21 protein-coding genes and 1 pseudogene are annotated in these 26,290 nt (G+C 62.5%); 14 read left to right on the top strand and 8 right to left on the bottom strand.

The features are described from left to right. The first annotated feature begins 109 nt into the window (after positions 1–109). The 3 genes from JFT44_RS21575 (at position 110) to JFT44_RS21565 (ending at position 3,889) form a co-directional block, all read left to right on the top strand. The gene (locus tag JFT44_RS21575; RefSeq protein ID WP_057439734.1) at positions 110–550 is read left to right on the top strand and encodes a cytochrome c; all 441 of its coding nucleotides are present in this window, start codon (positions 110–112) and stop codon (positions 548–550) included. Positions 551–553: 3 nt separating this feature from the next. Continuing rightward, positions 554–1,975, top strand: coding sequence for a cbb3-type cytochrome c oxidase subunit I (locus JFT44_RS21570; RefSeq protein ID WP_198831118.1), 1,422 nt, complete (start codon positions 554–556; stop codon positions 1,973–1,975). A gap of 72 nt (positions 1,976–2,047) precedes the next feature. Continuing rightward, on the top strand, positions 2,048–3,889 hold the full coding sequence (locus JFT44_RS21565) for a nitric oxide reductase activation protein NorD (RefSeq protein WP_198831117.1): 1,842 nt from the start codon (positions 2,048–2,050) through the stop codon (positions 3,887–3,889). Here the strand turns inward: JFT44_RS21565 and JFT44_RS21560 are convergent. Both JFT44_RS21560 and JFT44_RS21555 read right to left on the bottom strand, forming a co-directional pair. Next, positions 3,883–4,083: a hypothetical protein gene (locus tag JFT44_RS21560; RefSeq protein WP_057959563.1), complete on the bottom strand. Its 201-nt coding sequence runs from the start codon at positions 4,081–4,083 to the stop codon at positions 3,883–3,885. The genes JFT44_RS21565 and JFT44_RS21560 overlap by 7 nt on opposite strands. After that, positions 4,080–4,799 carry a Crp/Fnr family transcriptional regulator gene (locus tag JFT44_RS21555; RefSeq protein ID WP_057444811.1) on the bottom strand — a complete coding sequence of 240 codons (720 nt, stop codon included), beginning with the start codon at positions 4,797–4,799 and terminating at the stop codon, positions 4,080–4,082. Before JFT44_RS21555 ends, JFT44_RS21560 begins: the two co-directional genes overlap by 4 nt. A 513-nt stretch (positions 4,800–5,312) precedes the next feature. On the opposite strand from JFT44_RS21555, the gene JFT44_RS21550 reads away from it, so the two are divergent. Further along, positions 5,313–6,500, top strand: coding sequence for an NnrS family protein (locus JFT44_RS21550; RefSeq protein ID WP_057959565.1), 1,188 nt, complete (start codon positions 5,313–5,315; stop codon positions 6,498–6,500). A gap of 10 nt (positions 6,501–6,510) precedes the next feature. After that, on the top strand, positions 6,511–6,942 hold the full coding sequence (locus JFT44_RS21545; protein ID WP_057959566.1) for a hypothetical protein: 432 nt from the start codon (positions 6,511–6,513) through the stop codon (positions 6,940–6,942). A 40-nt stretch (positions 6,943–6,982) separates the two neighbouring features. Here JFT44_RS21545 and JFT44_RS21540 read toward each other — a convergent pair. Beyond that, positions 6,983–7,432, bottom strand: a pseudogene (locus tag JFT44_RS21540) (hemerythrin domain-containing protein); the annotation flags it as partial. A 178-nt stretch (positions 7,433–7,610) separates the two neighbouring features. On the opposite strand from JFT44_RS21540, the gene norR reads away from it, so the two are divergent. The 7 genes from norR to JFT44_RS21505 all read left to right on the top strand — a co-directional run bounded on the left by norR (position 7,611) and on the right by JFT44_RS21505 (position 14,176). Beyond that, positions 7,611–9,128: a nitric oxide reductase transcriptional regulator NorR gene (gene norR / locus JFT44_RS21535; protein WP_057959639.1), complete on the top strand. Its 1,518-nt coding sequence runs from the start codon at positions 7,611–7,613 to the stop codon at positions 9,126–9,128. Positions 9,129–9,227: 99 nt separating this feature from the next. Continuing rightward, the gene (pdxH, locus tag JFT44_RS21530) at positions 9,228–9,875 is read left to right on the top strand and encodes a pyridoxamine 5'-phosphate oxidase (RefSeq protein ID WP_057439727.1); all 648 of its coding nucleotides are present in this window, start codon (positions 9,228–9,230) and stop codon (positions 9,873–9,875) included. A gap of 92 nt (positions 9,876–9,967) precedes the next feature. Continuing rightward, positions 9,968–10,522, top strand: a complete 555-nt coding sequence (moaB, locus tag JFT44_RS21525; RefSeq protein ID WP_057444821.1) for a molybdenum cofactor biosynthesis protein B — start codon at positions 9,968–9,970, stop codon at positions 10,520–10,522. Then, positions 10,519–11,754, top strand: a complete 1,236-nt coding sequence (glp, locus tag JFT44_RS21520) for a gephyrin-like molybdotransferase Glp (RefSeq protein ID WP_115128087.1) — start codon at positions 10,519–10,521, stop codon at positions 11,752–11,754. The genes moaB and glp overlap by 4 nt, the downstream gene beginning before the upstream one ends. A 64-nt stretch (positions 11,755–11,818) precedes the next feature. Then, positions 11,819–12,814 carry a peptidase U32 family protein gene (locus JFT44_RS21515; RefSeq protein WP_057959567.1) on the top strand — a complete coding sequence of 332 codons (996 nt, stop codon included), beginning with the start codon at positions 11,819–11,821 and terminating at the stop codon, positions 12,812–12,814. A gap of 10 nt (positions 12,815–12,824) precedes the next feature. Then, positions 12,825–13,715 (top strand): U32 family peptidase, encoded by an 891-nt coding sequence (locus tag JFT44_RS21510; protein ID WP_057959568.1) that lies wholly within the window; start codon positions 12,825–12,827, stop codon positions 13,713–13,715. Then, positions 13,709–14,176, top strand: a complete 468-nt coding sequence (locus JFT44_RS21505) for an SCP2 domain-containing protein (RefSeq protein WP_057439724.1) — start codon at positions 13,709–13,711, stop codon at positions 14,174–14,176. Before JFT44_RS21510 ends, JFT44_RS21505 begins: the two co-directional genes overlap by 7 nt. Before the next feature lie 212 nt (positions 14,177–14,388). Here the strand turns inward: JFT44_RS21505 and ampC are convergent, their stop codons facing one another. Continuing rightward, the gene (gene ampC, locus JFT44_RS21500; RefSeq protein ID WP_057959569.1) at positions 14,389–15,531 is read right to left on the bottom strand and encodes a class C beta-lactamase; all 1,143 of its coding nucleotides are present in this window, start codon (positions 15,529–15,531) and stop codon (positions 14,389–14,391) included. A gap of 132 nt (positions 15,532–15,663) precedes the next feature. On the opposite strand from ampC, the gene JFT44_RS21495 reads away from it, so the two are divergent. Beyond that, positions 15,664–16,542, top strand: a complete 879-nt coding sequence (locus JFT44_RS21495) for a LysR family transcriptional regulator (RefSeq protein ID WP_057439722.1) — start codon at positions 15,664–15,666, stop codon at positions 16,540–16,542. A 291-nt stretch (positions 16,543–16,833) separates the two neighbouring features. Here JFT44_RS21495 and yghX read toward each other — a convergent pair whose 3' ends face one another. Genes yghX through JFT44_RS21480 form a run of 3 tightly spaced genes read right to left on the bottom strand, consistent with a single transcriptional unit; the run spans position 16,834 to position 19,204 of the window. Beyond that, positions 16,834–17,721 carry a YghX family hydrolase gene (gene yghX, locus JFT44_RS21490; RefSeq protein WP_057959570.1) on the bottom strand — a complete coding sequence of 296 codons (888 nt, stop codon included), beginning with the start codon at positions 17,719–17,721 and terminating at the stop codon, positions 16,834–16,836. Positions 17,722–17,767: 46 nt separating this feature from the next. Further along, a complete protein-coding gene (locus JFT44_RS21485; RefSeq protein WP_120732844.1) occupies positions 17,768–18,262 on the bottom strand; it encodes a PaaI family thioesterase in 495 nt (164 codons plus the stop codon). A 51-nt stretch (positions 18,263–18,313) separates the two neighbouring features. Beyond that, the gene (locus JFT44_RS21480; protein WP_120732846.1) at positions 18,314–19,204 is read right to left on the bottom strand and encodes a DMT family transporter; all 891 of its coding nucleotides are present in this window, start codon (positions 19,202–19,204) and stop codon (positions 18,314–18,316) included. A gap of 92 nt (positions 19,205–19,296) precedes the next feature. Here JFT44_RS21480 and JFT44_RS21475 point away from each other — a divergent pair, with 92 nt between their 5' ends. After that, on the top strand, positions 19,297–20,619 hold the full coding sequence (locus JFT44_RS21475; protein ID WP_198831116.1) for a PLP-dependent aminotransferase family protein: 1,323 nt from the start codon (positions 19,297–19,299) through the stop codon (positions 20,617–20,619). 19 nt (positions 20,620–20,638) lie between these two features. Here the strand turns inward: JFT44_RS21475 and JFT44_RS21470 are convergent, their stop codons facing one another. Further along, complete coding sequence (locus JFT44_RS21470) at positions 20,639–25,615, bottom strand: glycosyltransferase family 32 protein (protein ID WP_198831115.1); 4,977 nt, start codon at positions 25,613–25,615, stop codon at positions 20,639–20,641. Positions 25,616–26,290: the final 675 nt, after the last annotated feature.

Here is a 26,290-nt window from a genome sequence, read left to right as displayed (position 1 = left end):
CCCCCACCCAATACCCGACCAAAACCATCAGCATTTCTTGATCGCCATCAAGCAGCTTTTACCCCCTCACTTCCTATCATGGTCCCTGCCAAGCAATGAGGAAGCGACCATGTCAGAGACCTTCACCAAGGGCATGGCCAGGAATATCTACTTCGGAGGAAGCGTGTTCTTCTTCCTGATATTCCTGGCCCTGACCTACCACACCGAACAAACCTTTCCCTCTCGCAGTAATCAGGAGCTACTCACCGAATCCGTGGTCCGCGGCAAGGGCGTCTGGGAGCGCAACAACTGCGTCGGCTGCCACACCTTGCTGGGTGAGGGCGCGTACTTTGCGCCGGAACTGGGCAATGTGTTCAACCGCCGTGGCGGCGATGAAGCGTTCAAGCCATTCCTGCACGCCTGGATGAAGATGCAACCCTTGGGCGTTCCGGGCCGGCGCGCGATGCCGCAATTCAACCTCAGCGATCAGGAGGTGGACGATATGGCCGAGTTCCTCAAATGGAGCTCGAAGATCAACACCAATGGCTGGCCGCCAAACAAGGAGGGCTGAGGGATGCGTACCGTCAATCCATATCTGAAATTCCAATCCCAGGCCGTCGCCAAACCCTACTTTGTATTCGCGCTGATCCTGTTCCTGGGCCAGGTGCTGTTCGGTTTGATCATGGGCCTGCAATACGTGATCGGCGACTTCCTGTTCCCGCTGATCCCGTTCAACGTGGCCCGCATGGTCCACACCAACCTGCTGATTGTCTGGCTGCTGTTCGGGTTTATGGGCGCCGCCTACTACCTGGTGCCGGAAGAGGCCGACCGCGAGTTGCACAGTCCCAAGCTGGCGATCCTGTTGTTCTGGGTGTTTGCCGCCGCCGGCGTGTTGACCATTCTCGGTTACTTGCTGGTGCCCTATGCGGCCCTGGCCAAGTTGACCCATAACGAACTGCTGCCGACCATGGGCCGTGAGTTCCTGGAACAGCCGACCATTACCAAAATGGGCATCGTGGTTGTCTGCCTGGGCTTTCTCTACAACATCGGCATGACCCTGCTCAAGGGCCGCAAGACCACCGTGAGCATGGTGATGATGACCGGGCTGATCGGCCTGGCGGTGTTCTTCCTGTTCTCGTTCTACAACCCGGGCAACCTGGCGCGGGACAAGTTCTACTGGTGGTGGGTGGTGCATCTTTGGGTGGAAGGCGTGTGGGAGCTGATCATGGGCTCGATGCTTGCCTTTGTGCTGATCAAGGTCACCGGCGTCGACCGTGAGGTCGTGGAAAAATGGCTGTACGTGATCATCGCCATGGCCCTGATCACCGGGATCATCGGCACCGGTCACCACTTCTTCTGGATCGGCGCGCCTGAGGTGTGGCTGTGGGTCGGCTCGATCTTCTCGGCCCTGGAGCCCCTGCCTTTCCTGGCGATGGTGATGTTTGCCTTCACCATGGTCAAACAGCGTCGCCGCCAGCACCCGAACCGGGCAGCCACGTTGTGGGCCAAGGGCACCACGGTCACGGCGTTCTTCGGCGCCGGGGTCTGGGGGTTCCTGCACACCCTGGCACCGGTCAACTTCTACACCCACGGCACCCAACTGACTGCCGCCCACGGCCACCTGGCGTTCTTCGGTGCCTACGCGATGATCGTCATGACCCTGATCAGCTACGCCATGCCCCGCCTGCGCGGTATTGGTGAAGCACCGGATGCACGCTCGCAGACCCTGGAGATCTGGGGCTTCTGGATGATGGTCCTGTCGATGGTGATGATCACCCTGTTCCTTACCGCTGCCGGTGCCGTGCAGGTCTGGCTGCAACGCTGGCAAGTGGACGGTGTGGCGCTGCCGTTCATGGCCACCATGGACCACCTGACGGTGCTGTTCTGGGCACGCCTGGCCAGTGGCGTGGTGTTCCTGCTCGGCCTGCTCTGCTACCTGTGGAGCTTCCGGCAGCGGGGCAAGGACTTGAACTCTGCCGCTCCCGTGACGGCTTAACCGGTAAACGTCAATCCCCAAGAGGGCGGCCCGGCAGGTTCTGCGGGCCGTTTTACGTCTGGAGCACTTCACATGGCCTTTACCCTTGAGTTGGAAGAATGGGTCGGCAGTGTCTGGCACCGCTTTATCACCCGCCGCGCCAGTGCCGACTTCCCCGAGGCGCGGGTCGATCTGGTCGACCGCCAGCGCAGCCTGGCCCTGTTGTTCCGCGCCCTGGGCGGCGCCCATGGGATAGCCGTGGAAGCCGCCAGCGAGCGCGATCTGCTGCTGCGGCGCAACCTGTTGATGCGCATCGCCGGCACCTGCCAGCAGGCGCCCCTGGCCTCGTGCGATGGTCATCGCCTGCGCCTGCCGGCAAGCCTGGCGGTGTTTCCCTCGGCCGCCCTGAACCTGGAACTGTACCGCTGGCTGGCGCTGCTGGCAGCGCACGCCGGGCCGATGACCCACTGGGCCCGGGACAATCAGCGCTGGACCTGGCTGCTGTTGCAGCGCTACCCGGCCATGCTCCCCAGTTATCAGCGCCTGGTGGACGCCCACCTGCAATTGCGCCCCGATCCCGCCACCCTCAACCCCGCCGAAGCTGCCGTAGAAAAAGCCTTGCGCAAGGCCCTGCGCGAACCCGGCAGCATCCGCCAGTTACCCCGCAGCGAGCGTGCCGCCTGGCCGTTGCCGCTGTGGCTGTATCCACCCTTGCACCTGCACAGCCCGCAGGCCGCAGATCAGGACGAAGAGGGCGACGACCTGGCAACCCGGCCCGGCGAACAGCAGGGTGCGCCTAAACAGGCCAACCGGGTCGACGACAACAGCCGCGACGGCGGCCTGTTGGTGGTGCGCCTGGAAAACCTGTTCAGTTGGACCGAGCATGTCGATCTGGACCGCTGGGCCGACGATTCCGAGGACGAAGATGCCGCGCGGGTCGCCGAAGACCTCGACCAGTTGAGCCTGTCGCGCCAGCGCGTGCGCAAGAGCGGCGGGCTCAAGTTGCACCTGGATCTGCCCCCGGCCGACGTCGACGATATCCCCCTGGGCGAAGGCATCAAGCTGCCCGAGTGGGACTACCGCCAACAGTGCCTGCAAGCGAATTTCGTCAACCTGCAACTGATGCAACCCCGGGACAGTGCGCCCCAGCCGTTGCCGGCGCGCCTGTTGCCCCAGGCCGCGCGCTTGCGCCGCCAGTTCCAGCAACTGCGCACCGACCGCCAATGGCTGCGCCAACAGCCCCAGGGCGCAGAACTGGACCTGCAGGCGTGGTTGGACTTCCATGTCGAACGCCAGCACGGAGCGTGCGCCGAACGTGGCCTGTTCAAGGAGCAGCGCCGCACCCGGCGGGACCTGGCCTGTTTGCTGCTGGCCGATTTGTCGATGTCCACCGACGCCCATTTGAACAATACGCAAAAGGTCATTGACGTGATCCGCGACAGCCTGTTGCTGTTTGGCGAAAGCCTGGCGGGCCTGGGCGATGCGTTTGCCTTGTATGGCTTCTCGTCTTTGCGTCGCCAGCAGGTGCGCCTGCAGCAGCTCAAGTCATTCCAGCAACCCTACGACGACCATACCCGTGGCTGCATTCAGGGCCTGAAACCGGGTTATTACACGCGCATGGGCGCAGCCATCCGCCACGCCACCCAGACCCTGGGGGCCTGCAAGCAACGGCGCAAACTGCTGTTGATTGTGACCGATGGCAAGCCCAACGACCTGGACTTGTATGAGGGGCGCTATGGCGTGGAGGACACCCGCCAGGCCGTGATGGAAGCGCGGCGCCAGGGCCTGGTGCCGTTCTGCATCACCATCGACAAACAGGCCGGGGATTACTTGCCGTACATGTTCGGCGCCCACGGCTACACCCTGATCCGTCAGCCGGAGCAACTGCCGTTACGCTTGCCGCAGCTCTACCGGCAGTTGACCGAAGATCAGTAGAAGTCCCGGGGCAGCCAGAAAAACATCACGATGCAGAACACGGCCAGCCCCAGGCAGAACCATTGGAAGCGCTTGAGCCGTCGCGCCTCAAGGTGTGCGGTGGAGGCGGGCAGGGGCATGGCGCAGCGTTCGCAGGCCGTCTGCGCCGGCGGGTTGGCATGTTGGCAATACAGGCAGACCCGCACGGCGTTCATTCGAATTGCTCCAGGCGCAGGCGGTCAAGAATGGCGATCTGGCGCCCGTCCTGGGTGATGATTTTTTCGTCGATCAAGCGGCGAATGATCCGCGAAAACGTCTCCGGTTGGATCGACAGGTGCCCGGCGATCAACTGCTTGGCCATGGGCAGTTCGAACGAACTGTCGACGCTGTGCAGGCGCACCAGTTGCGTCATCAGGTAACGCACCACCCGGTGGGTGGCGTTTTTCAGCGACAGGGTCTCGATCTCGTTGACCCGTTGGTGCAGGCGCACACACAACTTGCCCAGCAGGGCGAAAGTCAGGCGGCTGTTGCTGTGGAGCAGGCGCATATAGGTGGCGTTGGACAGGCGATACAACTGCGTGGGGCACACCGCTTCGGCGCAGGCCACGTAGTTGGGCGTGTCCATCAGCATCATCGCCTCGGCGAAGGTCTGTCGTTCGCCGATCACCTCAAAGACTTTTTCCTGGCCGTCCGGGGTCAGGCGGTAGACCTTCACCGCGCCGGCAATCACGAAGTAAAACGCATCGGCCGGTTCGCCCTGGCGGAACAACGGCTCGCCCTTGTCGACACTCAGCAGTTGACTGCTGGCCATCAACTCATCCATCTGCTCTTCGTTGAGCGGCTCGAACAGGTGATGGCTGCGCAGGATCTGATGATGCACGCGGTGCAAAACCCGGGGTGCATCCTTGGAACAGCTCAGGGACGGGATCATACAAGCCACAACGACAGGCCGCTGGCCGCCGCCATCATCGAACCGAGGATCACGAACCAGGCGAGGGGCTGGATGACTTTTTTCATGGTGACTCCGTGGGGGCGGTAATAAGGGATAACCGAGTAGAGCAAGAGCTGGGCCAAGGCACGGGCCTTGTAAAACCTGGGCTGTAGCGCCTTGAGGGTCAAAATGACCTGGCCTATAAGGGTTCTTTTAACCCTCTAATGGTTATTTAAACCCTCATATACAACACCGCCCCCCTGTGGGAGCTGGCTTGCCTGCGATGGCATCGCTGCGGTGTAACCGCCAGACCGAGGTGTTTGCATCCCAGGCAAGCCAGCTCCCACAGGGGTGGGGCGGCGCACCGGGGAATTCGGCCCGGCCCTTGCAACACTGATTGCGCGACGGCCCCAAGGATAGTGCGCCGCCTCTGGACCCCGCTTGATCTGCGACAAGGGCCAGGGGCGGGCAATCCCGGATGATCGGGCCGGCAATGACTTGAGGAGTGGTGGTATGCAAGTGCTGGATCGACGCAAGGCTATGTCGATTACCCCGTTGTTTCGCCTGGCTTTCCGGCCATTTTTCCTCGGTGGCTGCCTGTTGGCGCTGCTGGCGATCCCCCTGTGGCTGCTGGCCCTGGCCGGCGATGCGGGCTGGCAGCCGGCGGGCGGTTGGCTGGCGTGGCATCGCCATGAGCTGCTGTTCGGTTTTGCCCTGGCAATCATCGGCGGGTTCCTGCTGACGGCGGTGCAGACCTGGACCGGCCGCCCCGGCATCAGCGGCATGCCCCTGGCGGTGCTGGCCGGGGTATGGCTGGCCGCACGCCTGGCCTGGCTGTTCAACCTGCCGTGGCCGCTGCTGGCGGTGCTGGAGCTGAGCTTTCCCCTGGCGGTCGCCGGGCTGATGGGCTGGACCCTGTGGAAAGTGCGGCAACAACGCAACTACCCGATTGTGCTGGTCCTGCTGTTGTTGGCCCTGGCCGATGGCCTGTCCCTGTATGGCCTGCTGCGCGCTGACGAAGGCTGGCAGCGCCAGGCGGTGTTGACCGGGTTGTGGCTGGTGGCGGCGATGATGGGCTTGATCGGCGGGCGGGTGATTCCGTTCTTCACTCAGCGAGGCCTGGGGCGCACTGAAGCAGTGAAGCCCTGGCCGTGGCTGGATTACCTGCTGTTGGCAGGCTCGGCGCTGGTGGCGCTGCTGTATGCCAGCGGCGTGGCGCTGATGCCCAGCCTTTGGGTCGGCCTGTTGTTTGCCCTGCTGGGGCTCGGTCATCTGCTGCGCCTGGTGCGCTGGCACGACCCAGGCTTGTGGCGCGTGCCGCTGCTTTGGTCGCTGCACCTGGCCTATGCCTGGCTGGCTGTGGCCTGCCTGGGTATGGCGCTGTGGCACGTGGGCGTGCCACTGAGCCCGAGCCTGGCGGTGCATGCGCTGACGGTCGGGGCAATGGGCGGGTTGATCCTGGCGATGATCGCGCGGGTCAGCCTCGGTCATACCGGCCGGCCTCTGACGCCGCCCAAGGGCATGACCCTGGCTTTCGCGCTGTTGAACCTGGCCTGCCTGAGCCGGGTGCTGCTGGTGCTGATCTGGCCGTATGCCGCGCTGTGGCTGGCGGGCCTGTGCTGGACCCTGGGCCTGGGCCTGTATCTATGGCGCTATGCCCCAATGCTGTGGCGTGCGCGGGTTGACGGCCATCCGGGCTAGGAGAACGGCAATGCTCTATTCGTGGTTATTGATTGTGCATCTGCTGGCGGCCATCGCCTTTATCGGCACGCTGTTCTTCGAGGTTTTCATCTGGCACCGCGCCCGCGAAGAGTTGGCCTGGTCGGCGCAGTTCACCAGCGAGCAAGCCATTGCCCGGCGTTCGCGGCAGGTGCTGCATGGGGTGGTGGTGCTGTTGTATGGCGCGGGCGTCGGCCTGGCCTGGCATTACCGCGGCGTGCTGGGCGCGCCCTGGGCCAGTCATTTTTCGGCGATGTTGAGCCTGAAGATCGTATTGGCGCTGAGCATCATCGGGCATTACCTGTTGCTCGCGTACTGGCTGACGCAAAAGCGCCTGAGCCCGTTGCGAGCGGTATGGATTCGCCGCAGCATCCTTGGGCATATGGTGCTGATCGTGATCCTGGCCAAGCTGATGCTGCGCTGAGTCCTGTAGGCGCGAGCAAGCTCGCTCCTACGGAGAGGGGTCAGGCTGTTAGCGCACGAACAAACAACACGTCATTTTCCAGATGAATATGCTCCAGCAAGTCTGCATGAAACGCTTCCAGCCCTTGATACAGGGTGCGCCAGGTATTGCACGCGTCAGCGGGCGGCTGGATGCGATGGGTCAGCGCCAGCAACTGCTCCAGGGCCTGGCCGTGTTGTTCATGCTCATAGCGCATGACCTGGATCGGCGGCGCGGCCTGGGGGCCCATGCCCATTTGCAGCATCGGGAACAGCACCTGTTCCTCCTTGAGCATATGGCCCTCCAGTTCCTGCTCGATATCCCGCAACAAGTCGGCCAGGCCATTGGGGCAGGCCAGGTGATGGCCGTGGACCTGCTCGACGCGGCTGGCCAAGCGGATCAGTTCCGGCAGTTGTTCGCGGTGGCGGGCGTGGTAACGCTGCAGCAAATGCTCGATCAATTGCGCCTGGGGCAGGCTGTCCGGGGCGATGGCGTTCATCGGGTTTCCTCATCAAGTGAACAGATAAGCCGGTGATTGCATGCCTTGTGCCACCGGCAAGTCATTGAAAAAAATCGATTAATTTTTTGTAGTGGTCAGGAGCACCCTGATGCTGCACGGTAGAACCGACCATACAAGGGTAGTAATGACCATGTTGCGTGAAAGTCTGTCGGCCGATCTGATTGTCGAACTGCCCAATGCTGTGCGCCTGCAACGCCTGGTGCAGACCCTGCGTGAATATTTCCATAGCGGCGCCGTGGGCCTGTTGCGCCTGGACGGCGACGACAGTCTGCGCCCGGTGGCCACGGTGGGGCTGGTGCATGAGGCCCTTGGCCGACGCTTTGTGATTGCCCAGCACCCGCGGCTGGCGGCGATCATGGCGTCCCGCGAGCCGACCTGGTTCGAACCCGACAGCCGCCTGCCGGACCCGTATGACGGGTTACTCGATACCCAGGTCGGCGAACCGCTGCCGGTGCATGACTGCATGGGCGTGAGCCTGTTCGTCGAAGGCCGGCCCTGGGGCGCGATCACCCTGGACGCGCTGCATGCCGGGACCTTCGACGCCAATGCCCGCGAGCAACTCAAGCGCTGCACCTTGCAGATCGAGGCCGCGGTGCGGGTCACACGCCTGGAGCAGGAAAACCGCAGCCTGCGCCTGTCGCGCAATGAACCACTGGCGGGTTTGCCCAGCGTCGAAGATGGCGAAATCCTCGGCCAGAGCCCGGTGCTGCATCAACTGCTCAACGAGCTGGATGTGCTCGCCGATTCGGACCTACCGGTGCTGCTGCTCGGCGAAACCGGGGTGGGCAAGGAGTTGTTTGCGCGCCGTCTGCATCGCCTGTCGCGGCGCAGTAAAAAGCCGCTGATCCAGGTCAACTGCGCGGCGCTGCCGGAGTCGTTGGCCGAGAGCGAGTTGTTCGGGCATGTCAAAGGTGCGTTTTCCGGCGCCACCAGCGACCGTGCCGGGCGTTTTGATGCGGCCAACGGCGGCACGCTGTTCCTCGATGAAGTGGGCGAGTTGCCGTTGAGTGTGCAGGCCAAACTGCTGCGCACCTTGCAGAACGGCGAGATCCAGCGCCTGGGCGCCGACAAGCCGTTGCATGTGGATGTGCGGATTATTGCCGCGACCAACCGCCACCTGCCCGAGAGCATTCGCCAAGGATTGTTTCGCGCCGATCTGTACCACCGACTGTCGGTGTACCCGGTACCGATCCCGGCGCTGCGCGAGCGTGGCCACGATGTGCTGTTGCTGGCCGGGCATTTTCTGGAGCTCAACCGGGCGCGCCTGGGCCTGCGCGGTTTGCGTCTGTCTCCGGCGGCCGAGCAGACCCTGCTCGGTTATGCCTGGCCGGGTAATGTCCGCGAGCTGGAACATGTGATCAGCCGCGCCGCCCTGAAGCAGTTGAGCCGGGGCGGCAGTCGCAACCAGATCATGACCCTGGAAGCCGAACTGCTGGATCTCGACAGCACCACCTTGGCCCAGGCCCCTGTGCCTGAAGTGCCGGCGCCGGCGTTCCAGAGCTTGAGCGATGCGGTGGACGACTGCCAGCGCCAGAAGGTGCGCCAGGCGTTGAGCCTGTCCGGCGATAACTGGGCCAGCGCTGCGCGCATGCTTGGCCTGGACTCCAGCAACCTGCACAAACTGGCGCGGCGCCTGGGGCTCAAGTAACGGCCTGTGACGCCATGCCGCAGCGCGCAGTTGATCGCGATCAAGGTGCGCAGGGCGGCGGCTGATCAGACTGTGGCGAATTGACCGGAGGTTCGCCCCATGCCCCTTTCCCTGGCGCAGATGCGCCGCAACTACACCCTGTACGGTTTGCGGGATGACCTGGTACAGGACGATCCCCTCGTATTGTTCGGCCAGTGGCTGGAGCAGGCGCGCAAGACTGAAGTGGCGCCGGTGGAGGCCAACAGCATGGCCCTGGCCACCGTCGATGCCCAGGGCCGTGCCCATTGCCGGATCCTCTTGCTCAAGGGCTTCAGCGCTGAAGGCTTCACCTTTTTCGGCCACTACCAGAGCGCCAAGGGCCAGGAGCTGGCGAGCAATCCCAGCGCGGCCATGACCTTTTTCTGGCCGGGCCTGGAGCGCCAGGTGCGCATCGAAGGCACAGTCGTGCGTTTGGCGCCGCAGCTGTCCGATGAGTACTTCAACTCACGGCCCCTGGCCAGCCAGGTCGGCGCCTGGGCGTCGCCGCAAAGCCAGCCCCTGGCCCATCGCGCCGAGCTGGAAGGCCGTCTGCGCGATGCCACCCAACGCTTTGCCGGGCAACCACCGCCGCGCCCGGCGGAGTGGGGCGGTTACTGCCTGCAACCCGAGCGTGTGGAGTTCTGGCAGGGCCGCGCCGATCGCCTGCACGACCGCCTCGATTACCGTCTGCACGACGGCACCTGGCAGCGCAGCCGCCTGGCCCCCTGAATTCGCCTAGAGGTACCTCCTCGGAGGAATAGGCCCGCCGGCCTTTGCGGTGCAGGCTGGCGCCATTGCTCATTTATTCCGGGATTTTCACCATGGCACATCTGACTCAACGCAATTTCGTCTCACTGAATATCGCCGTACTGACCATCAGCGATACGCGCAATTTTGACAGCGACACCTCGGGGCAAACCCTGTGCGACCGCGTGCAAGCCGCTGGTCACGCGCTGATTGACCGGGCCTTGGTGGTGGACGATATCTACCAGATCCGCGCACAGATTTCGCAATGGATCGCCGACCCCCAGGTGCAAGTGATCCTCACCACCGGCGGCACCGGCTTTACCGCGCGGGACAACACCCCGCAAGCGGTATTGCCACTGCTGGACAAGCATGTCGAAGGCTTTGGCGAACTGTTCCGCCAGGTGTCCCTGCAAGAGATTGGCATGTCGACCCTGCAATCGCGCGCCCTGGCCGGCATGAGCAATGGCGTGCTGGTGTGCTGCATGCCCGGTTCGCCCGGCGCCTGCCGCACCGGTTGGGACAAGATCCTCCTGGGGCAACTGGACAGCCGCACCGGGCCCTGTAACTTCGCCCCGCACCTCAAGCCCCAGGCCGCGCAAGTGCTGGAACCTTGTGAGGCTCGGCCATGACTACATCGGTGTGTGAAAGCGGCGAACTGATCCCGGTGGATGAGGCCATCGAACGCCTGTTGGCCCAGGCACCGCCACCGCCGTCCACGCAGCAGGTGAAAACCGCCCAGGCCCTGGGCCGGGTGTTGGCCGGCGACATCTTTTCCCCGGTAAACCTGCCGGCCTGGGACAACAGCGCCATGGACGGCTACGCCTTGCGCGCTGCCGACCTGCCGGCCGAGGGCGGTTACCTGCGCCTGGCCGGGCGGATTGCCGCTGGCGAGGAGGCCGCGACGGCGTTGGGCAGCGGGCAGACCATGCGCATTTTTACCGGCGCACCCTTGCCGGCCGGGGCCGACACCGTGGTGCCCCAGGAGCGTTGCCGGGTCTATGGCCAACGCATCTGGTGCCCGCCGATGCGCACGGGTGAGCATGTGCGCAAGCAAGGCGAAGAAGTGACCCAGGGCGCCTTGCTGCTGCCGGCCGGCAAGCGCCTGCGCGCCCAGGAACTGGGCCTGCTGGCGGCTGCCGGGCTGGCCCAGGTCAAAGTCTATCGACCGTTGCGGGTGTGCCTGTTGAGCAGTGGTGATGAACTGCGCGAGCCGGGCGATCACCTGGCTCCAGGGCAGATCTACAACAGCAATCGCCACTGCCTGGCGGCCTTGCTGCAAGGCTGGGGCGTGGAGGTGCATGACTATGGGGTGATGGCCGACGAATTGGCCGTCAGCCGCGATGCATTGAGCCTGGCGTCCTCGGAATGCGACCTGCTGCTGACCTCCGGCGGAGTGTCGGTGGGCGAGGAAGATCACCTCAAGCAAGCCATCAAGGAACTGGGCCACGTTGATTTCTGGCGCCTGGCGATTCAGCCGGGCAAGCCCCTGGCGTTTGGCGATGTAGCCGGCAAACCATGGATCGGTTTGCCCGGCAACCCTTCGGCCGCACTGATTACCGCGTTGGTGGTGGTGCGTCCGTTTCTGTTGCGCGCTCAGGGTGTGACCGAGGTCACGTCAGTGCCGCTGCTGGTGCCGGCCGATTTTATCTGGGCCCAGCGCAACCGCCGTCGCCAATACCTGCGCGCACGTCTGACTCCGGGTCTCGACGGCCAGGCGCGGGTCACGCTGCACCCCCGGCAAAGCTCGGCGATGCTCAGCGCCGCATGCTGGGCCGATGGCCTGGCGATTGTGGAGCGTGATCAGCTAGTGGAGAAGGGCGGGCTGGTGCGGTTCGTGTCTTTTGCCGAACTGATGCAGTAACCCCCTTTGATGGAAATCACTGTGGGGGCGGTGTTGGTGATGAATTTTCTGATGAGGATCAACCATGCAACTGGTCTGCCCGGCAGGCAATCTGCCTGCGCTCAAAGCCGCCGTGCGCCAAGGTGCCGATGCGGTGTACGTGGGGTTTCGCGATGACACCAACGCCCGGCATTTTGCCGGGCTGAATATGGACGACAAGCAGTTCGACGGTGCCGTCGCCCATATCCGCCAGCACCAGCGCAAGCTGTATGTGGCCGTCAATACCTACCCGCAGCCCAAGGGCTGGGAGCGCTGGCAACGGGCGGTGGACCGCGCTGCCGACCATGGCGTGGATGCCCTGATCGCAGGTGATCCGGGGGTGCTGCAGTACGCCAGCAGCCGCCATCCGCAAATGGCCTTGCACCTTTCCGTACAGGGCTCGGCTACCCATGCGGCGGCGTTGCAGTTCTACGCCGAGCGCTACGGTATCCGTCGTGCGGTATTGCCCCGGGTGTTGTCCCTGGCCCAGGTCAAGCATGTGGCCGCCAGCAGCTCGGTGCCGATTGAGGTGTTTGGCTTTGGCAGCCTGTGCATCATGGCCGAGGGCCGTTGCCACCTGTCTTCGTACATCACTGGCGAATCGCCGAACCTGTGTGGCGTGTGCTCACCGGCCAAGGCGGTGCGCTGGAGTGAAGACGCCGACGGCCTGAGTGCGCGTCTGAGCGAAGTGCTGATCGACCGCTACACCCCGGACGAACCGGCAGGCTACCCGACCCTGTGCAAGGGCCGCTTCATGGTCGATGGCAAGCGCTTCCATGCCCTCGAAGAACCCACCAGCCTCGACACCCTGGACCTGATCCCCGAGTTGATCGCCATGGGCGTCGCAGCGGTAAAAATCGAAGGCCGCCAGCGCAGCCCGGCGTATGTCGAGCAAGTCACCGGGGTCTGGCGCGCCGCGCTGGACGCCCACCGCAGCGCGCCGGAACGCTTTGTGGTCAAGGACCAGTGGCGCAGTGTGCTGGCCGGTCTATCCGAAGGCAGCCAGACCACCCTGGGCGCCTACCATCGTTCGTGGCAATGAGGAGCCGTACATGAAACTCAGCCTGGGACCGGTGCTGTTTTACTGGGATAAGCAACAACTGGGGCAGTTCTACTCCGAGATGGCCAGCCTGGCGCTGGATGTGATCTACCTGGGGGAAACCGTGTGCTCCAAACGCCGCGCGTTCAACCTCGATCAATGGTTGGGCCTGGGCCGCGAATTGCGCTCGGCGGGCAACGCGCAAATCGTGCTGTCGAGCCTGACTCTGATCGAGGCCGCGTCGGAGCTGTCGAGCCTGCGTCGCCTATGTGACAACGGCGAGGTGTTGGTGGAAGCCAATGACATGGGCGCCGTGCAACTGCTCGCCGAACGCAAGCTGCCCTTTGTCGGCGGCCCGGCGCTGAATCTGTATAACGGCCACGCTCTCGTGCAATTGCTGGATGCGGGGATGATGCGCTGGGTGCCGCCGGTGGAATGTTCGGCCGCACTGATTGGCGATGTGCTGGAGCAGGTGCGTGAACTGGGCCGGCCGTTGCCTGAAGTCGAAGTGTTCGCCTATGGGCATCTGCCCCTGGCCTATTCGGCGCGCTGCTTTACGGCGCGGGCGGAAAACCGGCCCAAGGATGACTGCCAGTTCTGCTGCCTCAACTACCCGGATGGCATGGCCTTGACCAGCCAGGAAGGGCAGGCGCTGTTTACGTTAAATGGCATCCAGACCATGTCGGCGGATGTCACCAACCTGTTGGCCGACTATCCCGGGCTGGTCAGTTGCGGCGCCGACCTGCTGCGCCTGAGCCCACGGGCCCAGGGCATGGTGGGCATCGTCGAAGCCTTTGACCGGGTCCGCCAGGGGGCCACGCCGCCGTTGTTTGTCGAAGGTTGCAATGGCTACTGGCACGGCCAGGCCGGGATGTTGCGGGTCGAGGAGGTGGGGCTGTGCTGAATCGCAAACAATGGCTGCTCAAGGGCGCCGACCGCTTACTGCCGCTGATGCGCAAGGTGCCCTTTGTGGTGCAGCGCCTGGCGTTGCAACAGGCGCTGAATCGCTGCCTGGCCGAACCTTTGCGCGATGGCGGTTTTGAACTGCTGCGTGGGCGCTGGATGTGCCTGCGCATTCCCGACCTGGGCTTGCGCTGGTACCTGACCCTGGGCCGGGACGGACTGCGCATTGCCGAAAAGGCCGAGGCGCAGGTGACCATCAGCGGCAACTGGCGCGAGTTCCTGTTATTGGCCAGCCGTCAGGAAGATCCGGACACCTTGTTCTTTCGTCGGCGGTTGGTGATCGAAGGGGATACGGAGTTGGGGCTGGGCCTGAAGAACCTGATCGACAGCCTCGACCCGGATGTGCTGCCGCCCTGGTTGTGGCGCAATCTGGAGCGGGCCGGTAAAGGCCTGGCGGCGTGAGATAGCGCTGGCGCAGATCCCCTGTGGGAGCGGGCTTGCTCGCGAAAGCGGTGGGTCAGTCAACATCAATGTTGGCTGGGCCGACGTCTTCGCGAGCAAGCCCGCTCCCACATTTGATCTTCACTGCTTTGAGCATTGCGTTCGCTTAACTGACCGGCTTTAGGGCAAGCCCACTCCCACATTGGGAACATGCCGGGTTCAAAAAAGCTGGGCTATTGCTCCATGGCCTGCAGGATCGCATGGGCCGCTTTCACCCGCTCGGCATTGGGGTAGTTCTTGTTCGCCAGGATCACTACGCCGATGCCTCTGCTCGGCACATAAGCGATATAGGCGCCAAAGCCACCGGTCGAGCCGGTTTTGTTTACCAGGGTGTTGGCGCGCAGCGGCTGGGCGGGTTTCAGCCAGGTGACCGGGTGCGGCTCCATGGCCATGGGCGTCGAATTACCGGCGAGCAGTTCGTCAACACTCAGCGGGTAAGGGTACATCTCCCATCCCAGGCCCTGGGTGGTGTTGCCCACGGTGTAATAGCCGGTATGGGTGGCGGCGATGGCCTGTTGCAGCGGTTGTTCCAACGGCGTCGGGTCCATGTTCAGCGCCATGTAGCGGGCCAGGTCCGCCGGGCTGGTCTTCACCCCGTAGGCTTCGCTGTCCAGCGCCCCCGGGCTGACACGCAACGGCTTGCCGGCCTTGTCGTAGCCCTGGGCATACAGACCCATTTGCGCCTTGGGCACTGTGAGATAGGTGTGCTGGAGGCCGAGCTTGGGCAACAGGGTCTTTTCCATGGCCACATCGAACGGTTGCTGAAGGCTCTGCGCCGCCAGGTAGCCGAACAGGCCCAGGCTGGGGTTGGAGTACTGGCGGTGGGTGCCAGGGGGAAAAGTGGCTTTCCAGTGCTGGAAGTAGCCGATCATTTGCTGTGCATTGTCCGCCTCGCTGGGGAACTGCAACGGCAGCCCGCCAGCGGTGTAGGTGCCCAGGTTGAGCACGCTGATGTGATCGAACAGGCTGCCGCGCAAGGCTGGCAGGTAGTGGCTGGCCGGCTCCGCGAGCTGCAGCTTGCCAGTGGCCTGGGCATAGCCGGCCAGGGTAGCGGTGAAGGTCTTGCTCACCGAGCCGATCTCGAACAGGGTGTTCTCGCTGACGGGTTGCTGGTTGTCTTTGGCGGCAATACCGTAGTTAAAGTATCGGGCCTTGCCATCTTGCACGATGGCGACCGCCAGGCCGGGAATTGCCTGCTGCTGCATCAGCGGCTTGACGGTGGCGTCTACCACCTGACGCAGGTCGGCAGCGGCCATGCAGTTGCCGGCACCGAGCAATAGGCTGAGAATCGTGACGTTGCGCACATGTTGGTACATGATGTGGTCGCTTCCTTGAGGAGGGTCGGGTTAATCACTGCCTGCGCAGGCGCCGCCAAGATAGGCAGTTTGCCGGCCCCGGACAACCGATGATATCTCGCCCCAGTCATTAGAAAAATTTGGCCTTAGACCATGCTGCGTTCCCATTTACCCCTTAATGCATTGCGTGCTTTCGAAGCCTCCGCCCGGCATTTGAGCTTTACCCGGGCGGCCATCGAGCTGTGCGTGACCCAGGCGGCGGTCAGCCATCAGGTCAAGAGCCTGGAGGTACAACTCAACGTCATCCTGTTCAAGCGCCTGCCCCGTGGCCTGATGCTCACCCGCGAGGGCGAGACGCTGCTGCCGGTGCTGCGCGAGTCCTTTGACCGTATCGCCCAGACCCTCGGCCAGTTCCAGGCCGGGCATTACCGTGAGGTGCTCACGGTGGGGGCGGTGGGCACGTTTGCGGTGGGCTGGCTGCTACCGCGCCTGGCGGATTTCCAGGCGCGCTGCCCGTTTATCGATCTGCGGTTGTCGACCCATAACAACCGCGTGGACGTGGCGGCCGAGGGCCTGGATTACGCGATCCGCTTCGGCGCTGGCGCCTGGCATGGCACCCATGCCTGTGAGTTGCTGGAGGCGCCGCTGACGGTGTTGTGCGTGCCGGCGATTGCCCGCCAGTTGCAAGGCCCGGACGATGTGTTGAAGCACACATTGCTGCGCTCTTACCGGGCGGATGAATGGAACCTCTGGTTCCAGGCCGCAGGCTTGCCCGCCGACACCCTGGTGCCGCGCAGTATCGTGTTCGATTCGTCCCTGGCGATGATGGAAGCGGCGTTGCAGGGCAGTGGCGTGGCGCTGGCGCCGGCGATGATGTTCTCGCGGCAATTGGCCCAGGACGTGATCCGCCAGCCCTTCGATGTAGGCATCAGCACCGGCAGCTACTGGCTGACGCGCCTGCAGTCACGCGCCGAAACCCCGGCGATGCTGGCATTCAAGCAATGGCTGTTGGAGCAGGTGAAGGGCCTGTAGGCGCCTGGCTTGCTGGTGTCGGTGGCTTCTCGGACGCCATCGCAGGCAAGCCAGCTCCCACATTTGAATTGTGATGCGGCGCAAATGTGTGTCCGGCAAAAGTCCCCTGTGGGAGCGGGCTTGCCCGCGATGGCGATGGTTCAGGCGCTATTTTTGGTGGCTGGTATACCGCCATCGCAGGCAAGCCAGCTCCCACATTTGAATTGTGATGCGGCGCAAATGTGTGCCCGGCAAAGATCCCTTGTGGGAGCGGGCTTGCCCGCGATGGCGTCCGAGAAACCACCGCCGCAATTACACGAGGTATTTACGGAACCAGCCCAAGGTACGCTCCCAGGCCAGGTTCGCCGCAGCATCGTCGTAGCGCGGGGTCGAGTCGTTGTGGAAACCGTGGTTGGCACCTTTGTAGATATACGCTTCATAGGTCGTGCCAGCGGCCTTCAACGCCGCCTCATAGGCCGGCCAGCCTTCGTTGATCCGCGTGTCCAACTCGCCGAAATGCAACATGATCGGTGCCTTGATCTTCGGTACATCCTTGGCCTCGGGTTGGCGTCCATAGAACGACACCGCCGCGCCCAGTTCCGGGTAGGCCACGGCCGCCGCATTGGTCACGCCTCCGCCATAGCAGAAGCCGGTGATGCCCACCTTGCCGGTGCTGGCGTCATGGTTCATCAGCCACTCAATGGCGGCAAAGAAGTCATTCATCAGCTTGGTCGGATCGACGGTCTGTTGCAGTGCCACGCCTTTTTCATCATTGCCGGGATAGCCGCCCACCGAGGTCAGGCCATCGGGTGCCAGGGCGATAAACCCGGCCTTGCCCAGGCGCCGTGCGACATCTTCGATATAGGGGTTGAGCCCACGGTTTTCGTGGACCACCACCACCGCCGGGAGCTTGCCGCTGGCCTTTGCCGGACGCACCAGGTAACCACGCACCTGGCCGTTGCCCTTGGGCGAAGGGTAGGTGACGTAGTCGGCAACGATGTCCGGGTCGGTGAACTTCACCTGTTCGGCCAGGGCGTAGTTGGGGCTCAGGGAGGCCAGCAGCGCCGAGGCGGTCAGGCCGCCAAAGGTGAACAGGGCCGCGCGGTCGAGAAACTCGCGACGGTTGATCTTGCCGTGGGCATAGCCGTCGTAGAGTTCCAGCAGTTCGGGGGCAAAGTCTTTGGCGGTCAGGCGCGTCATCGTCAGGTTCCTTTTTTCGGCACGTGGCGTTGAATGTAGACCATTCTCAGGCGGGCCGGCCATGGGCCGACGCCGCCAACTGCCCGGTATCGACGCGCACGAAGATCGAGTCGCCAATCGCCGTCAGCACATCGCCTGCGTACACCTCACAGACCACGCGGCTTTTGCGCCCGACCTCGCCCTCGACCCTGGCGCGCAGGGTCAGTGGCACGCCCATGGGGGTGGGCTTGATAAATTTGATGCCCAGGTTGCCGGTCACGCAGTCGATACGCGGCGCCTCCCCAGGTTCGCGCTGCTCGGCACGGTAGTGATAGGCCATGGCGGTCCAGTTGGAATGGCAATCCACCAGCATTGCAATCAGGCCACCGTAGACCAGGTCGGGCCAGCCGCAATACTGGGCGGCGGGCAGGTGCTCGGCGACGATATGCACGCCGTCTTCATCCCAGCGGCTTTTGATCTGCAGCCCGTGGGCATTGCGTGGGCCGCAGCCGTAACAGACGCCGTCCGGCGCGGTGGTGTCTTGCAGGGAAGGGCTGTGCATCGTGGATCCTTATTGTTTTTGGCCAATCCATGAGCCTAATGGCGCAGCCCCCTAACGCGCAAACTTCTTCGCCCCGGCCACACAGGCAATCACCGCGCCAGTCACCGCCAGCATGCCCAGGCTCACCTGTTCATGCAGCAGGCCGGCCGCCAGCGCCAGGCCGAAAAAAGGTTGCAGCAACTGCAACTGACCGACCGCCGCGATACCGCCCTGGGCCAAGCCGCGATACCAGAATACAAAGCCGATCAACATGCTGAACAGCGCCACATAACCCAGGCTCAGCCACGCCGGCAGGCTGATCCCGCTGAAGGAGGCGGGGGCCAGGAGCAAGGTCAGGGGCGCCACCACCGGCAGCGACACCACCAGCGCCCAGCAGATCACCTGCCAGCCGCCGAGGGTGCGTGACAGCGTGGCCCCTTCGGCATAACCCAGCCCGCACACCAGCACCGCCAACAGCATCAGCAGGTCGCCGGCGGGGGCGGCGCTCAGGCCCTGGGTCAGGGCATAGCCCATCACCAGCAGGCTGCCGAGGATCGAAAACAGCCAGAATACCGGGCGCGGTCGCTCGCCGCCGCGCAGTACGCCAAACACTGCGGTGGCCAGGGGCAGCAGGCCGATGAATACGATGGAATGGGCCGACGTCACGTACTGCAAGGCCAGTGCGGTCAGCAGCGGAAAACCGATCACCACACCGAGGGCAACAATCAGCAACGGCCGCCACTGGTGGCGTGCGGGGCGTTGTTCCCGGAACAGCCACAACAGGCACAGGCCCAGCACGGCGGCGATGCTCGCCCTGGCCACGGTGAGAAATACCGGCTCGAACTCCAGCACCGCCACGCGGGTGGCGGGCAGCGAGCCGCTGAAAATCAGCACGCCGATCAAGCCATTGATCCAACCGCTGCGACTGTGCGCGGGGGTGATAATCCGAGAGGTCTGTTCCATGCAGGGTGTGCTCGTAGGGGGCGGGGTTGCGTTTGGCGCATCCTAGGGCTGAAGATTGGGACAATCAAAAAATTGTCATGGATACATCGCCTATGCCTCGTGCCCGTTACAAGTCGTTGGTGGATGCCTTTGCCCGGGATATCCGCGCTGGAACCCTGGTGCCCGGCACCCGCCTGCCCACCCACCGCCAACTGGCGGCCAGCCATGGCCTGGCTCTGGTCACGGCCAGCCGGGTGTATAGCGAGCTGGAGGCCATGGGCCTGGTCAGCGGCGAGACCGGGCGCGGCACCTTTGTGCGGGAAATTGCCCTGGCGCCCGGGCAGGGCATTGGTCAGATGGCGGTGGCGGCGGGCATGCTCGATTTGAACTTCAACTACCCGTCCTTGCCGGGCCAGGCCGACCTGCTGCGCACCGCCTTGCGCCAGTTGGCGTTGTCCGGCGACCTGGAAGCGCTGCTGCGTTACCAGCCCCATGCCGGGCGCCCCCATGAGCGGGCGGCCATGGCGCGGCATCTGCTGCATCGTGGTCTGAGCGTGGCGGCCGAGCAGGTGCTGGTGGTCGGCGGGGCCCAGCATGGCTTGGCGGTGAGCATGATGGCATTGCTCAAGCCGGGCGATGTGGTGGCGGTGGATGCGTTGACCTATTCCGGTTTCAAGGTGCTGGCCGAGGCCCTGCACCTGGAGATCGTCGCCATCGCGGTTACGCCGCACGGGCCGGATCTGGCCGCGCTGCGCCAGGTCTGTCGCCGGCGCCCGGTGCGCGCTGTGTACTGCATGCCGACCCTGCACAACCCCCTGGGCTGGGTACTGGGGCTCGAGCAGCGTGAGGAATTGGTACGCATCGCCCGCGAACATGGGCTGATCCTCATCGAAGACGCCGCCTATGCCTTCCTCGCCGAACAGGCGCCGCCACCGCTGGCGCAGCTGGCGCCGGAACGCACCGTGTATGTGGGCGGGCTGTCGAAGAGCGTCGCCACCGGCCTGCGTGTGGGCTTCGTCGCAGCGCCCCTGGAATGGGTGCCGGCGTTGGAGCGCACGCTCATGGCCACGGTGTGGAATGCCCCCGGGGTGATGACGGCCATCGCGGTAGGCTGGATCGAGGACGGCACGGTCGTACAGCTGGAGGCGCAAAAACGCCAGGACGCCCGGGCCCGCCAGGCGCTGGCGACCGAGGTGCTGGCCGGGCTGGCGTACATCAGCCATCCCGCCTCGTACTTTCTCTGGTTGCCTCTGGGGGAGGAGGTGCGCGCGGACCAGGTCACCATGGCCCTGGCGCGGGAGGGGATTTCAGTGTCCACCGCCGAGCCGTTTTCGGTGTCGGGGCAGGTGCCCCATGCGATCCGGCTGGCGCTGGGCTCGGTGGATAAGGGGGCGTTGCGCGCGGCATTGCTCAAGGTGCGGCGGGTGGTCGAATGACCATCCGCCGAGTGAGGGCTCAGCCGTCGATCCAGGAATGTTCAGTACCCACCTTGATGTTGAATTTGTGAAACAGCGGGAGGTAGTGTTCCTTCATTTCCTTGATCCTCACACCCAGCAGGTTGGATGGAACAATGCCCTTGCTCACGTAAAACTCGCGTAGACCGTCTTCGATATTGACGCTCGGTCCGGATGAAACAACTTTGTTGCCGACGACTTTTGATTCTTTGGCAATGCCGTCAAACCCTAGGTCGTACATGTCGGGTCGTTTCGCTTTAAGTATGTCATTGAACAGGTTGGGCCCTACCGTCTCAAAGATCTTGCGCTCATAGGCATTGAACTCGGGGGTGAATTGGACCCGTCCATTGGGGCCCCTGGAAACCGTGGGCCGATTGGCGGCGAAATACGACTTGTTGGCGGAAAAGCGTTGGTTCATTTCTGTGATCATGTCCGTCAGCACGGGATTGCCCGGCTGCGTAGCAAAGTTACTGGTGTTATAGAACGGGTTGTAGCCGGTCAGGCTATGGGCAACAGGCTTGTTAAGAAGAACGTCATTGGCGCCGGCTTTTAGAACTACATTGCCGATATCGGCTTGAATCACATCATCGGTATCAAGATAGATGCCGCCGTATTTATTCATGATCGGATAGCGTGCGACGTCCGATGCGGCGGCCAGGTTTTTCCCCTGGCCTTGGCGAAAGTAGTCGTACATTTCGCCATTTTTCAACTGCTTGAAAACCTCGTCCTCATTGAGATTCACCACCGTCAGGTCGGGAGCCTTGCTCTGCAGCTTGCTTTTTATCTGTTGGAAAATAGCTGGGTTGTCGGCATCTACGTGGAGAACAGATTGGTAGCCTGGGGCTTTCTTGGCATTGTTGGCCATGTTTTCCACCAGGTTGGTGGGGATGTCCTGGCCTGCCCAGAAATAATGCAGTTGTTTGGGTAATGGCCTCGCATCTCTCGGGATATGTATGGAGATCGGCGGGCTGACATCCACGAACTGGAATCTATGGGCGTCGATTTTCTTGGCTTTGCCGAGTTGTTGTAGGGTTCCCCGCTGCCACTTGCCTTTGCCGGTTCTCCAGAAATACTGGTCAGTAACCCCTTCAACACCGGTAGAGGTATTCGTTGCCTTCCAGGCACCGAGTGAACTATTGAACGTGACGCTATGTTCCACGCCCATGTAATTGAGCGTGTAGGGGGAGGGTGGGCGTCCGGTTGTTTTGACATCGTCTATCGGCACGACATAAGTATGTTCGTCGAGCCGCCACGGCGTGGGCGGGCTCCCGGCACCGCCCAGCAGACGGTTACCCCTGGACACGGGTTCCCAGCCAGCAACGCCCAGATCCTTGACGGGGATATCGGGGCTTGCGCCTCCCGCGCGCACGATCACGCGCTGGCCATCGTTCACGCGTGACTCATATAGCGCTCCGTCAACCTTTACATACTCTTTATTACTGCCCCCGACATACACATTGCCCTGTCGGCCCTTGATCTTTAGTTCTGACAGGGCGATATGTTTGACTTCATACCCGGATAAATCGGCATTCAGGGATTTCACCTCTCCATTGGCCGCTACCCGGTGCGGCTTGAACTCCTTTATCGGGGGGCCAAAGGCTCGCTTCTTGAGCGGGTCGTATTGATGCCAGTTGCCTTGAAACATGACGACGTTACCTTCGGTCGTCTCCTGGCCAACCTTGAACGTGCCGGTTGCTGCCAGGCCGTGCTGCTGGCTGGCGATCTGGGTTGTGTCGCCGCCGAGAGCAATCGGGTTGTCGGGGGTAGCCACAAAGTTGTCCAGGGCTTTGCCGTACGCCCGCTGGGTGTGCGGGTCAAAGGCATACCATTTTTGGCTCGCCTCATCGAACTTGGCCAAGGCTTTGTTTTCAAGTGCGCTATTGGCTGCCTTGTAGGTGCCTTCGGCGATATCAGGTTTTTTCGCCAACTCCAGCAGGTTCACGCTGCGGTAGGAGCCACGCAAGTATTTGACCCCCTTGTAGGCGGTACGCCCCAGCTTCGCTACCGAGCGCGCCAGGTCATCAAGCCCCCCCACGGGATTCAGCGCGCCAACCGCCGCGCGCCCGATGATCTTGCCGGCACGCCCCAGTTTTGAAAGGGCCGATGCTCCGGCTGCGAGGGCTTTGGCACCTTTGGCTGCGGTGCCCAGGCCAATTGCAAAACCGAAGATATCAAATGCCAGGTCGGTAATGCCCTCGCCAACGTTGCCGTCTATAAAGTTCTTTATGGCTGAGCGAAATGGAATGAGGTTCAGGGCGATTTCTTCAAGCGCCTTATAGAACGGTAGTTCAGTGTCAAAGGTGGTGGCGCCCTTGGCGTAGCGTTCTACAGCAGGCAGGTCCATGGCCTCGATCACCGCGTCAGCAATGTAGCGGGTCCGGGCACTGTTGAAGCTGTTGGGCGCGCCTTGTGCCTCCTTGTTTTCATCGGTTATGCCAGGCGGGTGCATGCCCGCCGGTTTTACTGCATCGAATCTCTTGCCGCCTGATGCGTGTAAAAAGCCGCTGGTGGGGGCGTACTCCTGGTAACTCTGGTTCGGTCGCCTGGTCACCGTGCCTTTCAATCGGTCAATGGCATAGGTCATGACCTTACCGTTGCGCTCGGTCTTGACCAGCAGCACACCCGGTTCAACGAGAATGGGGTGATCGGCCCGGGTGTAGCGAACCTCCTTGCTGATGGATATTTTGCCGAACTCGAGGTTCTCTCGGTCTTGCGGCGGCAGTTTTGAAATAAGCAGCTTGATCTGGGTGGCCGTGGCTTTCTTGACCGTATTGGCGTAGCCCGCAAATGTCTCATTGAAAGCCTCCACCGGGCGCGTCAGGTCTTTAAGCTTTGGTATGACAGCACTGATGTTGATCGCCTCAGATGAGGAAACCCATGCCGCAGGTTTGCCATCAGGCTCGAGGGTGATCGCCCCAAACGTCAGGTCTTTTACAAAAGCACGGCCATGCTCCCCCCAATTGTCGGCCGAGTCGGGAGCCCCGCTGAGCGCGCGACCATCGATATACAGGTCGAGGATCGAGTAGGGGCCCGGGAAATAACGGCTGGAGGGTTGCGAGGTAATGCACTTCTTGTCGAACAGTGTCGGGTCCATGTCCGGCAGGGCTTTCTTCAGTTGCTCGAGGGCAATTGCCTTGGTAGTAGGCATTTGCGCAAGTTGGGTTTCGGAGGCCTCTTTCAGCTCGCGAATCTGCGCACTGAACTCCTCGCGCACGGTATTTATGGCTGCGGGTGTTGCCGGGTAACCCATGCCGTTGGCTGCTCCCCAGTCTTTGATCGCCTCGCTCTGCGCCGTGTACTCAATACGACGTTCTTCGTCAGTGATGGGGGCGGTTGCGGCGTCGAGCATGATTTGCGCGTAGCTCATCGTCGCCGTGCTGCCTGGCGCTTTTGCTTCGAGGCGCGCGGTTGCCGTGACCAGGCTGACCCAGCTATGGGTGCCCGGCGTCACCTGATTCGGAATGCCCTTGACCAGGAACTCCGGTGCCCGGCTGGCCAGCAAAAGATGGGCCTTGACTGCCGCGCTCTCAGGTGACGAAGCGCTGCCTTGGGCGAGCAAGTGCGCGGCGAGTTCCTTGATGATCGCCGAGGCGGGCTTGCCCGTATTGTTCTCCGAGACCAGCCGATAGCCCTCGATCTGGCCGGGTGACGGGTTATGCAGGTGCTTGCCGCTCTCGATGTTCAAGGCCGCCAACAGCCAGTCCGTGGCACTGCCTTTGACGCCTCGGGCCTCGAAAGTGGCCTGGATGGCGCTACCCAGTGCCTTGCCCCGGGGCGAATGGAGCAAGGTATCGATCAACTGCCGTGGGTGTTTTTGTTCCTCGGCCGAGATTTGCCTGCCGTTCAGCAAATAATCCAGCACACGGTTAAACGGACTCAGCGTGGTATCGCCGAACTTGCCGGCGCGTAGATCCGAGTGCAGTTGTTCCTGGCTGGCCCGGTCAAGGGGTTCGGGCCAGGCCAGCGCTCCACCCAGGTTGCCATTGGCCGGTGCCTTGGGGGCTGGCGTAGCGAGGACGGTTGCAAGGTTTGCCAACTGCTCATGAGTGGTGGGCACGTCCCAGCCATGGTCTTCGATGAATTGCAGGAGGCTGACCTTGTTCGATTGCTCGGTGTGGTTGGCCTGGTAGGTGCTGTTGGGGGACAGCTCGATCATGCTTTTGTGCAGTTGGTTCCTGATCTGCCCGGCATAGTCGATGTCGTGCTCGACCGACCTTGCCAGGTGACGAAGCTCGGCGATGGCCTGGTGCCGGTGGTCAATGTCGCCCAGATGCGCTTCCTGGTTTTGCAGTTCATCTTGGCTGCGCGACTTGATCAAGGGGGCCGAGGTGGCTGGATCGAGCGGAGTGAAGCCTTGGTTCTGGTCGATTTGCGCAGCACGCTGGCGCATTGAGGGGGCGGTGAGGTCCAGCCGCTCATTGTAAAAGCGCCCGACCAACCAGTAGGGGACGGGCTCGATAAGGTCGCTTGCCGGTGGCGAGAAGGCCGTATCGCTGTCGCCCGCAGCGATGACTTGGCCGGCCTTGAGCACGGGTCCGCTGATGGCGGCCCAGCGGGCGTCGTCTTGCCCGACGGTGTGTCGCTTCTGCTCGGGATCAAGGTGCTGCTGGAGCTTGAAGGAGATTTTGCCGGATTGCGGATGCAGTTCGATCGAGCGGGGATTGATGCCTTTGTCTTGCATCCATTGACGGATGTCGGGCGATTTGAAGGCATTTGACAGCTGCGCCCACCACTGGCCGAACGTGGACTCGGGAGCAAGGGTGTTGATCGTGACGTTTCTCTGGCCATTGGCGGCCAGCAACAGCGCCGAGTGATACTCCATCGCCAGCTCGCGATCACCTGCGACACGCGGGTTTTCGTTGGGGCCTTCGGGGTCGGGGGCTTCACGTTTTTGCCGGGAGGGCGGCGGTACGGGGAGGATGTTGGAGGCAAGAATTGGCTGACGTTGCGGGTTCACGTGCTTGGGAATACTGAGCATAAGGGCTACTGCCTGAAGGTTTGGGAATGGGTCCGGGGTTAAACAGCGACCGTGGCATTAGCCTTGTGTAGCGGTTTAACGCCGGATGATTCCCTTGCGTCTGCAGTTGTTGATTTACCTCTTATTTCCATCAGCTACGGATCAGAAATCCCAGCGGGTAGTCAGCATCACGGTTCTTGCCTTCGGAGGGCTCCAGCAGTTGGTTGTTGCGGTCGCCTTCGGCTGTTGGCGCACCCGGTCAATCGCTTTGAGCACCTGTGCCGCCTGCAGAATCTGCTCGGGCGAGGGGCACATTGGTCTCAGCGCAGCCCCTTTCAACGTCTTTAATAGAAGGACTCGAAGAAAGATGGCTTCACGTCGTTAATGCGCGGATTTCATGTGGTTAATTTTGGGTATCAGTCATTTTTTGTTGGTTTTATTGACTGATCGGCGCTGGTAGAGCGCGATATGGCCGTGGAAAAGCGGTCTGGGTCATGCTTTGTAGGTGTTGAAAAGTAACCATGTATAAAGTTTCTGTGTATTTAGGTAGCGATTTTGCGCGTATTGACCGAATCCACAGTAACGTCTTTTTGACAGAATCCGCTCTGTGCGCACCGATCCGGTCAGCCTTTTCCACGTTGTGTTTAAAGCCCGGATCCCCATAAACATTAGGCGCTGGCATGGCTGTGACTGCTT

This window comes from Pseudomonas sp. MF5691 (genome assembly GCF_016405645.1).
GTDB classification, from domain to species: domain Bacteria; phylum Pseudomonadota; class Gammaproteobacteria; order Pseudomonadales; family Pseudomonadaceae; genus Aquipseudomonas; species Aquipseudomonas shahriarae.
The sequence above is the reverse complement of the archived record's forward strand: the minus strand, read 5'-3'. Positions and strand labels throughout refer to the sequence as shown.

Coding starts and splice junctions, on each gene's coding strand:
- JFT44_RS21575 (WP_057439734.1), top strand. CDS start 110: ATGTCAGAGACCTTCACCAAGGGCATGGCCAGGAATATCTACTTCGGA.
- JFT44_RS21570 (WP_198831118.1), top strand. CDS start 554: ATGCGTACCGTCAATCCATATCTGAAATTCCAATCCCAGGCCGTCGCC.
- JFT44_RS21565 (WP_198831117.1), top strand. CDS start 2,048: ATGGCCTTTACCCTTGAGTTGGAAGAATGGGTCGGCAGTGTCTGGCAC.
- JFT44_RS21560 (WP_057959563.1), bottom strand. CDS start 4,083: ATGAACGCCGTGCGGGTCTGCCTGTATTGCCAACATGCCAACCCGCCG.
- JFT44_RS21555 (WP_057444811.1), bottom strand. CDS start 4,799: ATGATCCCGTCCCTGAGCTGTTCCAAGGATGCACCCCGGGTTTTGCAC.
- JFT44_RS21550 (WP_057959565.1), top strand. CDS start 5,313: ATGCAAGTGCTGGATCGACGCAAGGCTATGTCGATTACCCCGTTGTTT.
- JFT44_RS21545 (WP_057959566.1), top strand. CDS start 6,511: ATGCTCTATTCGTGGTTATTGATTGTGCATCTGCTGGCGGCCATCGCC.
- norR (WP_057959639.1), top strand. CDS start 7,611: ATGTTGCGTGAAAGTCTGTCGGCCGATCTGATTGTCGAACTGCCCAAT.
- pdxH (WP_057439727.1), top strand. CDS start 9,228: ATGCCCCTTTCCCTGGCGCAGATGCGCCGCAACTACACCCTGTACGGT.
- moaB (WP_057444821.1), top strand. CDS start 9,968: ATGGCACATCTGACTCAACGCAATTTCGTCTCACTGAATATCGCCGTA.
- glp (WP_115128087.1), top strand. CDS start 10,519: ATGACTACATCGGTGTGTGAAAGCGGCGAACTGATCCCGGTGGATGAG.
- JFT44_RS21515 (WP_057959567.1), top strand. CDS start 11,819: ATGCAACTGGTCTGCCCGGCAGGCAATCTGCCTGCGCTCAAAGCCGCC.
- JFT44_RS21510 (WP_057959568.1), top strand. CDS start 12,825: ATGAAACTCAGCCTGGGACCGGTGCTGTTTTACTGGGATAAGCAACAA.
- ampC (WP_057959569.1), bottom strand. CDS start 15,531: ATGTACCAACATGTGCGCAACGTCACGATTCTCAGCCTATTGCTCGGT.
- JFT44_RS21495 (WP_057439722.1), top strand. CDS start 15,664: ATGCTGCGTTCCCATTTACCCCTTAATGCATTGCGTGCTTTCGAAGCC.
- yghX (WP_057959570.1), bottom strand. CDS start 17,721: ATGACGCGCCTGACCGCCAAAGACTTTGCCCCCGAACTGCTGGAACTC.
- JFT44_RS21485 (WP_120732844.1), bottom strand. CDS start 18,262: ATGCACAGCCCTTCCCTGCAAGACACCACCGCGCCGGACGGCGTCTGT.
- JFT44_RS21480 (WP_120732846.1), bottom strand. CDS start 19,204: ATGGAACAGACCTCTCGGATTATCACCCCCGCGCACAGTCGCAGCGGT.
- JFT44_RS21475 (WP_198831116.1), top strand. CDS start 19,297: ATGCCTCGTGCCCGTTACAAGTCGTTGGTGGATGCCTTTGCCCGGGAT.
- JFT44_RS21470 (WP_198831115.1), bottom strand. CDS start 25,615: ATGCTCAGTATTCCCAAGCACGTGAACCCGCAACGTCAGCCAATTCTT.